The organism is Parasphingorhabdus sp. (assembly GCF_039968395.1).
Lineage (GTDB): Bacteria > Pseudomonadota > Alphaproteobacteria > Sphingomonadales > Sphingomonadaceae > Parasphingorhabdus.
Genome location: NZ_JBDVPV010000001.1, coordinates 567,111 through 580,483 on the forward strand (window position 1 = coordinate 567,111; position 13,373 = coordinate 580,483).

Here is a 13,373-nt window from a genome sequence, read left to right on the forward strand (position 1 = left end):
CGGCTAGGCGGCCATTGTGAAGGGCTCCAGTCCGGCAAGCCGGGTGTGCACGGGGGGCTTGGGCAGGGATCGCGGACGGGCTTCACCCACAGCCTTTGCAATGGCACCGATATGTTCCGGCGTGGTTCCGCAACATCCACCAACAATATTGACCAGCCGGTCATCCAGCCATTCCGAAATCAGCGCAGCAGTCTCTTCTGGCATTTCGTCATATTCGCCCAGTTCATTAGGCAGGCCGGCATTGGGATAAGCCATGATCAGCGTATCCGCTTCCTTGGCGAGCATCGCGAGATGCGGGCGAAGCTGGTCCGCGCCAAAGGAACAATTGAGACCGATGGTTATGGGTTTGAGGTGCCGGACAGCATGCCAGAACGCTTCGACCGTATGGCCTGACAGGTTGCGGCCCGACAGATCCGTGAGGGTCATTGATATCATCAGCGGGACATCGCGGTCACAGGCATCGGCTGCTTCCTGGGCTGCCATGCCTGCGCATTTGGCATTTAACGTGTCGAAGATGGTCTCGATCAACAGAAAATCGACCCCGCCTTCAATCAGCGCATCGCATTGCTCGCGATAGACACGTTTCAGATAATCATAGTCAATCTCCCGAAAACCGGGGTCATTGACGTCTGGGGAAAGGGACAGGGTTTTGTTGGTCGGACCTATGGCGCCTGCCACGAACCGGGGGCGACCATCCTTTGCTTCTGCCTTGTCACAGGCCGCGCGGGCAATCTCGGCTGACTTGACGTTCAAATCCCGAACGAGATGTTCACATCCATAATCAGCCTGACTGATTTCCGTCGAACTGAACGTATTGGTTTCAACAATATCTGCACCCGCGTCCAGATAGGCAGTGTGGATGGATTCAATAATATCGGGCCGGGTCAGGCTGAGCAGATCGTTATTGCCTTTCTGGTCATCCTTCAGTTCCAGATTGCCGCGATAGTCCCGTTCGCCGAGGCCATGGTTCTGGATCGCCGTGCCATAACCACCATCAAATACCAGGACCCGTTCGGCTGCTATTGAGCGAAGCCTTTCTGCTGGACCGCTCATGCTGCTTTCTCCTGGCGCGATCCGACAGGTCGCTTGCCCAGCAGGTGACAGATGGCGTAGCTCAATTCTGCGCGGTTCAATGTATAGAAATGAAACTGACGTACGCCGCCCGCATATAATTTCCGGCACAGTTCAGCCGCAACAGTTGCCGCAATAAGCTGACGCGCCGCCGGGTGATCATCCAGACCTTCGAACAGATCATTCATCCATGCCGGAATCTCGGCTCCGCACATGCCCGCAAATTTTCTGGTCTGTGCGACATTGGATACCGGCAAGATACCGGGTACGAGTTCCGCATCAATACCCGCTTTCAGGGCAGCATCCTGAAACTTGAAAAATGCCTCCGCGGTAAAGAAAAACTGGGTAATGGCGCGGCTGGCGCCTGCATCAAGCTTGCGCTTCAAATTGTCGAGATCTGTCTGTGGACAATCCGCATCCGGATGGGTCTCGGGATAGGCTGCAACCGAAATCTCAAATGGGGCAATCGCCTTTAGCCCCGCCACAAGTTCTGCCGCACTGGCATAACCTTCGGGATGCGGCACAAATACCTGTCCCTCGGCGGGCGGGTCCCCGCGCAGTGCTACAATGTGCCGGATACCGGCTTCCCAATAGGCTTCTGCAACTTCCGCGATTTCAGCCTTGCTGGCGTCGACACAAGTCAAATGCGCCGCTGCCGGAATATTGGTTTCACTGGCGATACGCGCCACGGTTGCGTGCGTCCGCTCGCGGGTTGATCCGCCAGCTCCGTAGGTCACCGATACAAAACGGGGATTGAGGGGTTCCAGGGTAATGACACTGTCCCAAAGCGTCTTTTCCATTTTCTCGGATTTGGGCGGGAAAAACTCGAACGACACATCGGCATCACCGTTCAGACCGGCAAATAGCGGCACATCAAGAGCACGCTTTGCTTCTTCAAGCTGGCTGAGGCCAATTGGCCCTTTTTGATTTGTCATGCGCTTGCCCTTCGATTCTCGGTCGGTCTGTTGTCCCGTTCGGCGGGATTGTTGTGGATGCGAGTCAGATCTGATTTGCGACCGACCCAGATTTTTACGGTCAGTTGACCCCCATCGAGAGTGCGGGATTGCACCAGATCAATGCCGGTCTGTTGAAACCATCTCTCCATGCTGTCATCGGAAAAGCCGAGGCGCGCATGAGCATGGGCCGTTCGCAATTCCTCGCGGTCATGTGCAGCAAAATCGGCAATCACGACAATGCCGCCAGGCCCGAGGACCCGGGAAACCTCTGCAAGAACCGCTTCGGGATGCTGGGCATAATGCAGGACCTGATGCATGATGACACTGTCAGCCTTGCCATCATGGACGGGCAGGCGACTAAAATCACCCAATTTGAGTTCGGTCTTCCGGGTCAGGGCAGTCTGACCCGACGGACTGCCGTCGCCGGCCAGCAATTTTGCGCGCGCCAGCCGCAGCATTTCCGGACTGTTATCCAAAGCTGTTACCTGTTCGGCGCCCGGACCGAACAGTTCCACCATCCTGCCTGTGCCGGTTCCAATGTCCAAAAGATGACCAAGATGCACATCTTTCACAAGAGCGAGCATGGCCTGTTCGACCTTGTCTTCGGGTAAATGCAGCGAACGAATGGCGTCCCATTCTTCGGCATGCGCAGCAAAATATTGTTCCGCCATTTGCGCGCGCTTCTGACGAACGGTCGCAAGTTTCTGTTCATCACTGATCGCTTGTTCAGATGTGACAACATTCTCCGAACGGAAAATCCGGTGCAGGGTTTCCAGTGCTTGCGTTTTTCCCGGTCTCAGAAATACCCAGCTGCCTTCTTTGCGTCGTTCGGCGAGATCAGCTTCATCCAATATTCTGATATGCCGGGAAATACGCGGCTGGCTTTGCTCCAGGATCTGGGCGAGCTCGCCCACCGCAAGTTCCATTTTCAGCAATAAAAGCATGATTCGAATCCGGGTGGGATCCGCCAGAGCTCGGAAAATGGTTAAAATTTCATCCATGGGGCACTTTATATAAAGAATTCTTTATATCTGGTCAATTGCTTAGATTTATTGGATTTGAAGACCCCCCGGATAAAGAATTTACAAGAAATTGCGCGGTATGACAGCATGGTGCACCGGATGATTATTGCTATCCGGTTTCGATATCGCTAATGGGTTTCGCCACAACCGTGTGGAGGATTTTTCTTCTCCGTACGTTTGGTTTTTTGAGGAATATTAGAGGGTTTACCCAATGAAAAAAGTTACAACATCAATCGTTCTTGCTGCGGCTCTCGGCCTGGTAGCATGTTCTGGCGCAGAAAATGCTGAAGCCGGTGCTGAAGAAGCTGTAGAAGGCACGGAAGCAACTGCTGAAGAAGCTGCTGAAGATGCCATGGACGCTGCTGAAGGTTCTGCAGACGCCATGGGCGAAGCTGCTGCTGAAGCAACCGAAGAAGCTGGCGAAGCAGCCGGTGAAGCTGCTGAAGGTGCTGAAGGCGCCATGACAGACGCTGCTGACAAAGCCAAAGGCGTTGCAGAAAAAGCTGGTGAAGCTGCTGAAGCTGCCGGTGAAGCTGCTGACAAAGTTAAAGCTGCTGCCGACAAAATTGGCGGCTAATCGCTTTTAGAGTTTATGAAAAAGGGCTGCCTTCGGGTGGCCCTTTTTTTGTGCGCAACAGGAATAGATGGAAAAGCGTTGAAAATTGTCTATTTTCACAAAATGACCAGTCTTGGAGCAAAGTTTGTGACCTTCGCGCTGCCGGTGTTCGGCGCGTTACTGCTTTCCGCTTGTGGTCCGGCCGAGAATGATCCGGGACCCGGCGGTGTGACGGTTGGTGAAGCAAGGGCGCTTGATGAAGCAGCGGAAATGCTTGATGAGCAGAACGCGCTGCTGACGGAACCGGGCCCTCAGGCAACTGACAGTCCGGTCGAGTAGGCGTTATTTCAGATCAGGGCCGATGATATCGTGCAACGGCGCGGGTCACGGACTGCATAAGGCGCATGCGCTCTGGAATGGGGGCAGTCGTATTACCTAGCATGACAGCAACCGCATAGCGCGTACCATCCGGAGCGGTCATGATTCCAACATCATTATAGCCGGTTGAAACCGCGCCAAGAATCTGCCCCGTTCCGGTCTTGTGCAAAAACTCCCATCCATCAGGGACGCCGGCCTTCAAACGGTTTGGTCCGCTGCGCGTGCGCGACAATATCGATTGCAGCAGACGCGTCGAATTGCTCGAAAGCAGTTTACCGCGTGCCAATTTGTCAAATGCGCTGACAATCGCTCCGGGGCTTGCCCCGTCAATCGGATCAGCAAGATAGTCCGCAAGCGCCTGTTTGCGCCGTTCCAGCGGCAAATTGGCGCGGGCAGTGTAGAATTTCCGGCCTTTTGACAGGTCCTGATTCCACTTCAGGCCAGCGATCTGGCTTTGCATCAAGCGTTCACCCGGGCCAAATTTGATTTTTCCCAGCCGGCTGCGACGAATAAAATCATTTACCGCATCTGGTCCGCCCGCATGTCGGAGCAGCGCATCATTTGCCGTGTTGTCGCTAAACGCCAGTGCTCTTTCGAGTAAAGTGTAGACGGATTTGGTCACGGTGCCATTTTGCGCGACTTCTTTTGCAAGCGGTTGATAAAACAGCGTCAGATCATCTGGTCCAATGCGGATCGGATCGGAAAGCGAAACGCGACCCTGGTCAACTTTATGGAGAACCGTCATGGCGACCCAAAGTTTCGAGACGCTTTGTTGCGGGAAGTTCTCATCGATGCGATGACCTATTTCCCAATTTCCATCTATGCGTTTCACCGCAATTCCGGTTTTACCCGGAAAACTCTTCCACAGGTTGAAAAGCTCGCGTTCCAGCGCCGGGTCCGCGCGGCTTTTTGAAGCAATTACGGCAGGCTGTGGTCGCGGTGTGGAAGTCCGGGGCGCGGGAGGCAAGGTTCTGGGACGCTCAACAACGACCGGCGCGCCATTTTGGGAAGGTGCCACACAACCGGCCATTGTGCCGAGTAAAACCATCATCATCAGAGTTCGAATATATGTCATAACTGCCAAATCATTCCCTGCTCGGGCTACCCACTTGTGGCTGGCAACCCATACTACGCAACCCGGATGCTATCCTACGTACGATGAGAACGGTTAACAGAGCCAAAACGCGGGTTTGCGATGAACGATTCCCCGCGTGCGACAAACCGGTTCAAGACTGCTGATCAGGCGCTTTTGCTTCGGCAATGCGATCCGTCTTGCGCAAACCGAAATTAAATCTTCGGCTCACCGAATAATCCAGCGTGTTCACAAGGAAATAAGAGAGGACCCAGCGAATGCGATTTAACAGAGATTTTCGGGATTGATGGAGGTCATTGGTAATGGGCTCGGCTTCTTCGATCATGCCGCCGACAAGTTGCCGCGCGTGCGCCGCAAAAGCACTGTCTTCGATTCTGACCATCATTTCGACATTGATAAACAGGCTTCTGATGTCAAAATTGGCAGATCCGACATAGACCGCATCATCGATAATCACCATTTTCGCATGCAGACGCTTGGCCCCATATTCAAATATCGAGGCATTGCGTTTCAGAAGATAGCCGTAGAGTAATCTGCTGGCGCCGATTGTTGCTGCATTGTCCGTTTTGCCCGGCAGCAGCAATTGACTTTCTCCACCCAGCTTCGACACACGTGCAATCCGGCGCAGCAATCCCTGCCCAGGAGAAAAATAGGCAGAAACCAGATGCAGGCGAGATCCTGCTTCAATGTCTTTTTTGATAGACCATGCCCAACGGCTCAATCGGTTGCTTGGCCCGCCAAGGAGCCAGCGAAAACTGCCCTGGCCCGGATCCCATTTGCGAACCATCCGCTGAAGAGCCAATATGTTGCCATTATCGTTGCGCACCCAATCAGACAGTTTTTCATACCAGGCTGTCAGCGTCTGTGTTTCCGGACCTTCGATGACGATCCCGATATCCTCCCAGTCAGCGTCATGATCCTTGTCGCTGTCTTCCGCTTTCAGCTGATCAAAGTAATTTTTGGTGAGATTGAATCCGCCGATAATGGCTCGACGATTGTCAGCTATGGTCATTTTTTGATGGTTGCGAACAAGATAGCTGGTGGAAAAACGGGGGCTGAAAACGCCGAATTTTACTCCGGCACCGATCAGGGGGTCAAAGAAGCTCTGCGGGCTGCCGTTCGATCCAAAGCTATCGACCATTAACTCGACAGCCACGCCGCGCTGGCAGGCCTCTATCAGCTTTGTGAGGACCAGCCTGCCAATCGCATCATCGTCCACCATGTAATAATAGAGCTGCAGTGACTGTTCTGCGTGGTCGATCAGTTCGATCAGCGCATCGAGCCGATCCCCGGCCTGATGCACAAGTTTCAGTCTGTTTTCTCCAACCGTGAACCATTGCGGCCGGTGATCTGTTGGTGAAATGACAGCATCCATATTCACGGCTTAAAAGATTCCCCGTAAAGCCGCAATTGTGCAGGCACAAAGGACCTCAGACCACGATCAGTTTGTTGACAAAACGAGAGGTAAACTCTAGACGCAGGCCTCATTTTCAAGAATTTTAGAGAATCAGGAGCGCCTTATGGCTCGCGTTACCGTCGAAGATTGCGTGGATAAAGTCACCAACCGGTTTGATTTGGTCCTTTTTGCTTCCCAGCGCGCACGGGAAATTTCCGGTGGTGCGGAACTGACGATCGACCGCGATCGCGACAAAAACCCTGTGGTATCGCTGCGGGAAATTGCAGAGGAAACGGTGAACCCTGGCGATCTCGAAGAAAGCCTCGTTCAATCTTTGCGCAAGGTGCAGATTGATGACGATGATACGCCGGATGAAATCGGTTCGATCAGCCAGTCAGCAGAAGCACTTCGCCTGACAGCAGCAGCGCCGCCGCGCAGCGCCGGTGTCCCGGGTGATTATAACGGACGCAGATAAGCTTTTATCCAGATTGGATCGAAATGGGCGACACTCTTACGAGCTGTCGCCCTTTTCTTTGGCAGTGGGCCGTTCTTCGGGCAGAAATGGAACCACCATCGCCCAGCCAAGATTTGCTGGTTTTTCCGTCTGATATTCGTTCAGTCCAAGCACCATGTCGCGATGCCCGTCCCGGGGTTGGGCGACATAGGTCCCGAACAGGCGATCCCAAAGCGTCAGGAAGAAACTGTAATTGCTGTTCGTTTCCGCAACCCGGACCGAATGGTGCACACGGTGCATATCGGGGGTAACGATCCCCCATCGAACCAGTCTGTCTACGTTTTGGGGAAGCCGGATATTGGCATGATGGAACATGGATGAGGCATTGAGTATGACTTCAAACAGGAACACCGCAAAGGCCGCCGGACCGACAAGGACAACACACAGCAATTTGTAAGCCATGGACAAGACGGCTTCGACGGGATGAAAACGGGCGCCGCTGGTGACGTCAAGATCGCGATCTGCATGATGAACCTTGTGAAAACGCCACAAAATCGGAACTTTGTGGAATGCGACATGCTGCGCGTAAATCATCATGTCCAAAAGCACGAAGGCGATGATGATTTCGGCCCAGACAGGTAATTCGACCCAAGCCAGCAGGCCCCAGCCGCGTCCGGCTGCATAGTCTGCCATCCCGACTGCCAGTATCGGCATGACCAGACGCAATGCCAGCGTGTTTACGACAACCAGAGAAATGTTGGTGAACCAACGCATCCCTTTTGGCACGACGCGTTTTTTGCGGGGGAAGGCGATTTCGAGAACGGCCATGAGCAGGAATATGCCGGCAAATGCGCTTAGTCTGACAATGGCTTCATATTGATCCAGAAAGGACATTGGCTTTTGTCGCAGCTAAGACAGGCTGAGGCAAGGGACGAAGTCAATCGGTCCCATATACATCTCAACAGGGGTATTTTATCTTCATGAAGTCGTGAAAGGCTCTTTCAACCTCGATACCCCTGTTTGCCGCGGGGATCGTTTTGAGATGAGCAAGAAACTCTTTGCCATTGAGTTTTCCTTTGCCCTTTGGCGGCGGGCAGCTGGGTGGAGTTTTTCCAGCCGCTCGCGCCGCCAGGATATCGGTTCGGTAATTTCGGGTGACCTTTTTCATTTCCGCCATCACCGGCTTGCGGTGTTTTGAAAACATCGCTCCCATCCCGGCGTTCATCAGTTTGTCGGCCTTGGGCAGGAATTCTGATACCGGCATTGCAGAAAGAGGTGTCGCGGCTAGCAGCATCGCCAGGCCCGTCAGAAATTGGACGGAATGTTTCATAAAAAAGGCCTCTTTTCCATATAGGTTAGAGGCCTTTTGTAATCAGTTTAATGAACCGAAATTGAACTGCGCTCAGGCGCCCTGCGGTTTGGGGTCGCCGCTGAACGGACCTTTGCGGTTTTTCCCGGCTTTCGGGATCGAAGTTCCGACCGAGGGGACAGCAGAAGGTTTGATGACATCGCCATCAGCCCGCTCGAATTTGCCTGTTTCGATCAGCTCGTCAATTTCTTCACCCGACAGGGTTTCATATTCCAGCAGTGCATTGGCTAGCAGGTGCAGCTGCTTTTCGAATTTGGTCAATACATCTTTGGCGCGGTCATATCCGGCATCGACGATCCCGCGAATTTCCGCATCAATCAGTTTCGCCGTTTCATTGGACATGTGAACGCGCTGGGACTGCGAGTAGCCAAGGAATGTTTCACCCTGTTCCTCTTCATATTGCAACGGACCCATCTTGTCCGACATTCCCCATTGGGTCACCATATCGCGCGCCAGCTTGGTGGCATACTGGATGTCGCCAGAAGCGCCCGATGATACTTTCTCGTAACCGAAGATGATTTCTTCCGCGACGCGGCCACCCATGGAAACGGCCATATTGGCGTGCATCTTGTCACGGTGGTAGCTGTAATTGTCACGTTCCGGCAGACGCATGACCATGCCGAGCGCGCGTCCGCGCGGAATGATTGTCGCCTTGTGGATGGGATCAGAAGCCGGTTCATGAACAGCAACCAGCGCGTGTCCTGCCTCGTGATAGGCGGTCATTTTCTTCTCGTCTTCGGTCATGACCATCGACTTGCGTTCCGTACCCATCATGACTTTGTCTTTGGCGGCCTCGAACTCATCCATGGCAACCATGCGTTTGCCCCGCCGTGCAGCCATCAACGCGGCTTCATTGACGAGGTTGGCAAGGTCTGCGCCGGAGAAACCGGGCGTACCGCGAGCGATCGTCCGGGTGTTGACGTCGGGTGCGATCGGCACCTTTTTCATATGCACTTCAAGGATCTTCTCGCGACCTTCAATATCGGGGCGCGGGACCACGACCTGTCGATCAAAACGACCCGGACGCAGCAAGGCGGGATCGAGAACATCCGGACGGTTGGTTGCGGCAATGATGATGATACCTTCATTGGCTTCAAAACCGTCCATTTCGACCAGCAACTGGTTCAACGTCTGTTCGCGTTCGTCATTGCCGTTGCCAAGACCGGCACCGCGATGGCGACCGACGGCATCAATTTCGTCGATGAACACGATGCATGGCGCGTTTTTCTTGGCCTGCTCAAACATGTCGCGAACACGGCTCGCACCAACACCCACAAACATTTCGACAAAATCAGAACCGGAAATGGTGAAAAACGGCACACCGGCTTCCCCGGCAATTGCCCGTGCAAGCAAGGTCTTGCCGGTACCGGGAGAACCGACGAGCAGCGCGCCCTTTGGAATCTGCCCGCCAAGCTTGGCAAAGCGGCCGGGGTTTTTCAGAAACTCGACGATTTCTTCCAGCTCTTCGCGCGCTTCATCAATACCGGCGACATCTTCAAATGTGACTTTGCCTTGTTTTTCGGTCAGCATCTTGGCTTTGGACTTCCCAAAACCCATCGCCCCGGAACCACTTCCTTTTTGCATCTGGCGCAGCACGAAAAATGCGATACCCAGAATGAGAATGAAGGGCAGGGACTGAATGAGGAGATATTGCCAGATGCTCGGTGTTTCTTCTGCCTGGCCGCTGTAATCCACGCCGTTTTCATCGAGCAGTTTGACAAGACCCGTGTCGTTTCCGACCGGAGTGGTTGTGAACTTGTCGCCGTTGGTCAGTTCGCCGGAAATCTGATCGGGAGCGATGGCGACGCTTTTCACGCTGCCTTCTGCAACCTGTGCGCGGAATGAAGAGTAGCTCATCGCAGTTCCGGCTTCGGCTGTGGTTCCGGCTCCAAACATCGAGACCGTCAACAACAGGGCAATGATGACGCCCGCCCAGATGAGCATGCTTTTCATCCACGGATTATCCTTGGGATCCTGTTCGTCATTCATGATTGTTCGCGTCCTGTTGTTCAAACGGACCAGTGCCTGTGTCAGACTTCTGGCAGGGGTTATATCTTATAAAGATAAGTGTTTTGCGCATAATGACAATGTCATTAGCTATGTTTTTAACCGATTGGCCGGGAAATCAGCGATCTTGTGGTAAAAAAACTACGGATTTCATCTATCCCGGCGCTTTGGCGCGGGCGAGAAAGTCCATGTTTTGCCACCCTGACACAAGACATCGCCGATTGTGATCTTCTCATTATGTTGCAGCGCCAATATCGTGCGCTCCAGTTGTGCGCCGCGCGGAGAAACGGCTGGCTGGCAAATATGCAGGCATTTCAGAACCAGGCGGCGGATTATCTCATGCGGAAAATCAGTGCGATCAAGCGTACATCCGGCATCCGTCTTGTGCACATGCTGGAGGCTGAGTTCGTCAATCATCCATTGCAAGGCTGTTCGGGCATCATCCAGTGCAGCTGCGCTCTGGCTGGCTAGGCTGACATCAAATCCGTTCAATTCCGACAATGCCTTGCGAATGCGCACCCGGTCAAAGCTGTTGTCCGCATTGGAAGGATCTTCCACCGGAATGATGTTTTGAGACTTTACGAAATCTGCCAGCATGGTCTTGGGAAAGTGCAGCAAAGGCCTGACTATATTGCCGCGTCTCGACCGGATAGCCGACATTCCGTCGATGCCGCTGCCCCGCAAAATTCGCATGATCAACGTTTCCAGCTGATCATCGGCGTGATGCGCAGTGGCCAGCCAGCCAATCGCATTATTTTCTGCCCACTTGTTGAGCAGGGCATAGCGGACTTTGCGCGCTTCTGATTGAATGCTGCCGCGAATGGGAATGGTCGGTTTGAGTATCTGGTGCCGAATATTCTTGTCGGCGCAGATGGCGGCTACAAATTCACACTCCTGATGTGCCGCCGGACGCAATCCGTGATCTACACTGGCCGCTGCGATCCGGTCCGGGAATGTGGCATTTGCCAGTAGCAGCAGCGCGAGACTGTCGGGTCCGCCGGAAACGGCCAGCCCCAACTTTTCATCATTATCAAAAAATCCGGGAATCAGTTGCGCGATTGCATCGCTAAATCGCGCGATGATGTCCGGGTCAGGCATGACCGGCAATGCGCAAGACGGGCTGAATCATTTGCAATTGGCTGCCTTTTTGCCGCTTGCAATCCGGCTGCTGAGCCGCCCGGCGGCCTGATCCGGATATACATCCTGCAATTCCGCCAATACCCGGCATGCATCATCCTTCTTGTCGAGTTGCACCAGCGCGGTGCTCAGAAAATACAGACTGTCAGCAGCACGGCCACCGCGCGGTTTTTTCTGATAGTTTTCATAAAGCGCTACGGAGGCGAGTGCAGGCTTGCCGTCATCGAGATAGGCTCTGCCCAGAAGATTCTGGGCGAAGCTGGCCCGCCGATGATCGGGATGATCTGCTGCAGCTTTTTTTAGCTGGGTTTGGGCTTCGGGATAAAATTTGGCCTCCCATAGGCGATATCCATAAATATAGGCATCTTCGCCCGCGTCTCCGGTATCAGGCATGACAATCGCAGCCACTCCGTCAACCCGTTCGGGGTCCGGCGCTGCAGTCGCGCTGTTTTGTACCGGCGTGCTTTCGGACACCGCGCTTGTTGCGCCAGATGCCGTAGCTCCAGCAGCTGGTGCCGCGGAACTGGCTTCGATTGCCGACAAGCGGTTTTGCATTTTTGTCAGTTCAAAACCGTTTTGTTCCACCTGATTTGTGAGTGAAGCCAGGCTGCGTTCAAGCGCATCCACGCGGGTGATCAAATCGGAAACTGCCGATGTCGTATTCGAAGCCGCAGTTGTCGCTTCGCCGTCCGGTGCGATGTCAGGTTCGAAAAACCGGGATGTACCGCCGGGAAAGACCTTGCGCTGAACCGCGCGCATTTCCTGCTCAAGTCGGTCCACACGTTTGTCGACACCATTATTTTGTGCCGCTGCCGGCGCAGACACCAGCAGACTTGAAGCTAATAGGGACAGAATAACGGACTTCATGCTGAGCCTCCTGGATGACAAGCGAGTATTTGGTTTCTGTTAACCATATATGATGTTGAAAAGTAAAGTGGCTTGGCCGGGCTTGATAACCCTGGACACCGAAATTTTGGACGATCTTTCCTATTCGTTCGAAGTCGATCCCGGATTTGCGCTGTCCGATTGATCGCCAGTATCGGTTGAACTGGTGTTGGCACGCGCGACAAGCGCAGCTGCGCTGATCCCGACATCCTTGATCGTCCGTTCTGCGGTTCCCAGTGCAGGCACGACATTGCCGTCAATGGTTACGGTCAATGCATCGGGCCGTCCCGTCAAAATTTGAGGGCCGGCAGCATCTGCCGGAACAGTATAGGTTTCGCCGGCGGCCATTTCCTTTTCGAACATGCGTTCGCCATTTTCATCGTAAATTTTGAGCCAGACCGTTTCGGTTGCGGTCAGAACCACTGTTCCCGTGGCTGAGGGCTGTGTTCCGCCCACGGTCTGGGCATTTCCATCCTCGCGAACCTCAGCTGTGTTATCCTCTGCAAATTCAGTTGGGCCGGAAATGTCATCGAAATCAGCTGGCTGCAAAATAACCGTCCGCCAAATCACATATCCGACCAGAATGACGCCGCCGAGGCCTGCTGCCACGAGAGCGAGCGTCCGCGGCGGGATGCTGCTGGGATTGGCAGGAGAATATCCCGAGGTTTCCGGCTGATAGGCGGCATGCCCCTGATTATCCATTTCTTCACGCAATTGCGTGCCGATGGTCGCATCACTCAGTCCAACCGCGCGCGCATAGGATTTGCCGAAACCAATTGCATATGTGCGTCCCGGCAGGGCATCAAAATCACCAACTTCGATCGAAGATAAATGACGCTGCGGAATCCGTGTTGTCTTCGCAACTTCTTCAATGGAAAGGTTTTTCTGCTCGCGTGCCTGGCGCAACAACTCACCCGCGCTATGCAGACTCAATTCCGCGCCGTCGCCCGTGTTTTCTTCTGTATCTTCGGCCATAAAACTCTCCGACGGCCGGTTCGCTGTGCGACCCTATCCCTCAACTGCCCTTAGAAAAGCCATCTGGACGCCCA

At 53.9% G+C, this 13,373-nt stretch carries 14 protein-coding genes; 3 read left to right on the top strand and 11 right to left on the bottom strand.

Translation table 11 applies throughout. The features are described 5' to 3' along the window. Positions 1 to 3: 3 nt before the first annotated feature. From ABJI30_RS02785 to ABJI30_RS02795, 3 genes are read right to left on the bottom strand one after another with little or no spacing between them, the layout of a single operon-like run. Entirely contained in the window at positions 4 to 1,053 is a 1,050-nt protein-coding gene (locus tag ABJI30_RS02785; RefSeq protein WP_348015383.1) for a homocysteine S-methyltransferase family protein, read from the bottom strand. Next, positions 1,050 to 2,006: a methylenetetrahydrofolate reductase gene (metF, locus tag ABJI30_RS02790; RefSeq protein WP_348015384.1), complete on the bottom strand. Its 957-nt coding sequence runs from the start codon at positions 2,004 to 2,006 to the stop codon at positions 1,050 to 1,052. Before metF ends, ABJI30_RS02785 begins: the two co-directional genes overlap by 4 nt. After that, positions 2,003 to 3,028, bottom strand: coding sequence for a metalloregulator ArsR/SmtB family transcription factor (locus tag ABJI30_RS02795; protein ID WP_348015385.1), 1,026 nt, complete (start codon positions 3,026 to 3,028; stop codon positions 2,003 to 2,005). Before ABJI30_RS02795 ends, metF begins: the two co-directional genes overlap by 4 nt. Positions 3,029 to 3,260: 232 nt before the next feature. Between ABJI30_RS02795 and ABJI30_RS02800 the strand changes: the two genes are divergently transcribed. Together ABJI30_RS02800 and ABJI30_RS02805 are read left to right on the top strand one after the other, a co-directional pair. After that, complete coding sequence (locus tag ABJI30_RS02800) at positions 3,261 to 3,626, top strand: hypothetical protein (RefSeq protein WP_348015386.1); 366 nt, start codon at positions 3,261 to 3,263, stop codon at positions 3,624 to 3,626. Between the two features lie 78 nt (positions 3,627 to 3,704). Then, complete coding sequence (locus ABJI30_RS02805; RefSeq protein ID WP_348025367.1) at positions 3,705 to 3,944, top strand: hypothetical protein; 240 nt, start codon at positions 3,705 to 3,707, stop codon at positions 3,942 to 3,944. Positions 3,945 to 3,957: 13 nt separating this feature from the next. Here the strand turns inward: ABJI30_RS02805 and ABJI30_RS02810 are convergent, their stop codons facing one another. Together ABJI30_RS02810 and ABJI30_RS02815 are read right to left on the bottom strand one after the other, a co-directional pair. Further along, entirely contained in the window at positions 3,958 to 5,058 is a 1,101-nt protein-coding gene (locus ABJI30_RS02810; RefSeq protein WP_348015388.1) for a serine hydrolase, read from the bottom strand. A 151-nt stretch (positions 5,059 to 5,209) separates the two neighbouring features. Further along, positions 5,210 to 6,451, bottom strand: coding sequence for a phosphatidylserine/phosphatidylglycerophosphate/cardiolipin synthase family protein (locus ABJI30_RS02815; RefSeq protein ID WP_348015641.1), 1,242 nt, complete (start codon positions 6,449 to 6,451; stop codon positions 5,210 to 5,212). Positions 6,452 to 6,596: 145 nt separating this feature from the next. Between ABJI30_RS02815 and rpoZ the strand changes: the two genes are divergently transcribed. Further along, positions 6,597 to 6,947 carry a DNA-directed RNA polymerase subunit omega gene (gene rpoZ, locus ABJI30_RS02820; protein WP_348015389.1) on the top strand — a complete coding sequence of 117 codons (351 nt, stop codon included), beginning with the start codon at positions 6,597 to 6,599 and terminating at the stop codon, positions 6,945 to 6,947. Between the two features lie 36 nt (positions 6,948 to 6,983). On the opposite strand, the gene ABJI30_RS02825 is transcribed toward rpoZ, so the two are convergent. From ABJI30_RS02825 to ABJI30_RS02850, 6 genes are all read right to left on the bottom strand, one after another. Beyond that, positions 6,984 to 7,820 (bottom strand): sterol desaturase family protein, encoded by an 837-nt coding sequence (locus tag ABJI30_RS02825; RefSeq protein WP_348015390.1) that lies wholly within the window; start codon positions 7,818 to 7,820, stop codon positions 6,984 to 6,986. Between the two features lie 64 nt (positions 7,821 to 7,884). After that, positions 7,885 to 8,256 carry a hypothetical protein gene (locus ABJI30_RS02830; protein ID WP_348015391.1) on the bottom strand — a complete coding sequence of 124 codons (372 nt, stop codon included), beginning with the start codon at positions 8,254 to 8,256 and terminating at the stop codon, positions 7,885 to 7,887. A gap of 72 nt (positions 8,257 to 8,328) precedes the next feature. Continuing rightward, positions 8,329 to 10,284 (bottom strand): ATP-dependent zinc metalloprotease FtsH, encoded by a 1,956-nt coding sequence (ftsH, locus tag ABJI30_RS02835; RefSeq protein WP_348015392.1) that lies wholly within the window; start codon positions 10,282 to 10,284, stop codon positions 8,329 to 8,331. Between the two features lie 168 nt (positions 10,285 to 10,452). Beyond that, a complete protein-coding gene (gene tilS, locus ABJI30_RS02840; RefSeq protein ID WP_348015393.1) occupies positions 10,453 to 11,400 on the bottom strand; it encodes a tRNA lysidine(34) synthetase TilS in 948 nt (315 codons plus the stop codon). A 27-nt stretch (positions 11,401 to 11,427) separates the two neighbouring features. After that, on the bottom strand, positions 11,428 to 12,306 hold the full coding sequence (locus ABJI30_RS02845; RefSeq protein ID WP_348015394.1) for a hypothetical protein: 879 nt from the start codon (positions 12,304 to 12,306) through the stop codon (positions 11,428 to 11,430). Positions 12,307 to 12,426: 120 nt separating this feature from the next. After that, positions 12,427 to 13,299, bottom strand: coding sequence for a RodZ domain-containing protein (locus ABJI30_RS02850; RefSeq protein WP_348015395.1), 873 nt, complete (start codon positions 13,297 to 13,299; stop codon positions 12,427 to 12,429). Positions 13,300 to 13,373: the final 74 nt, after the last annotated feature.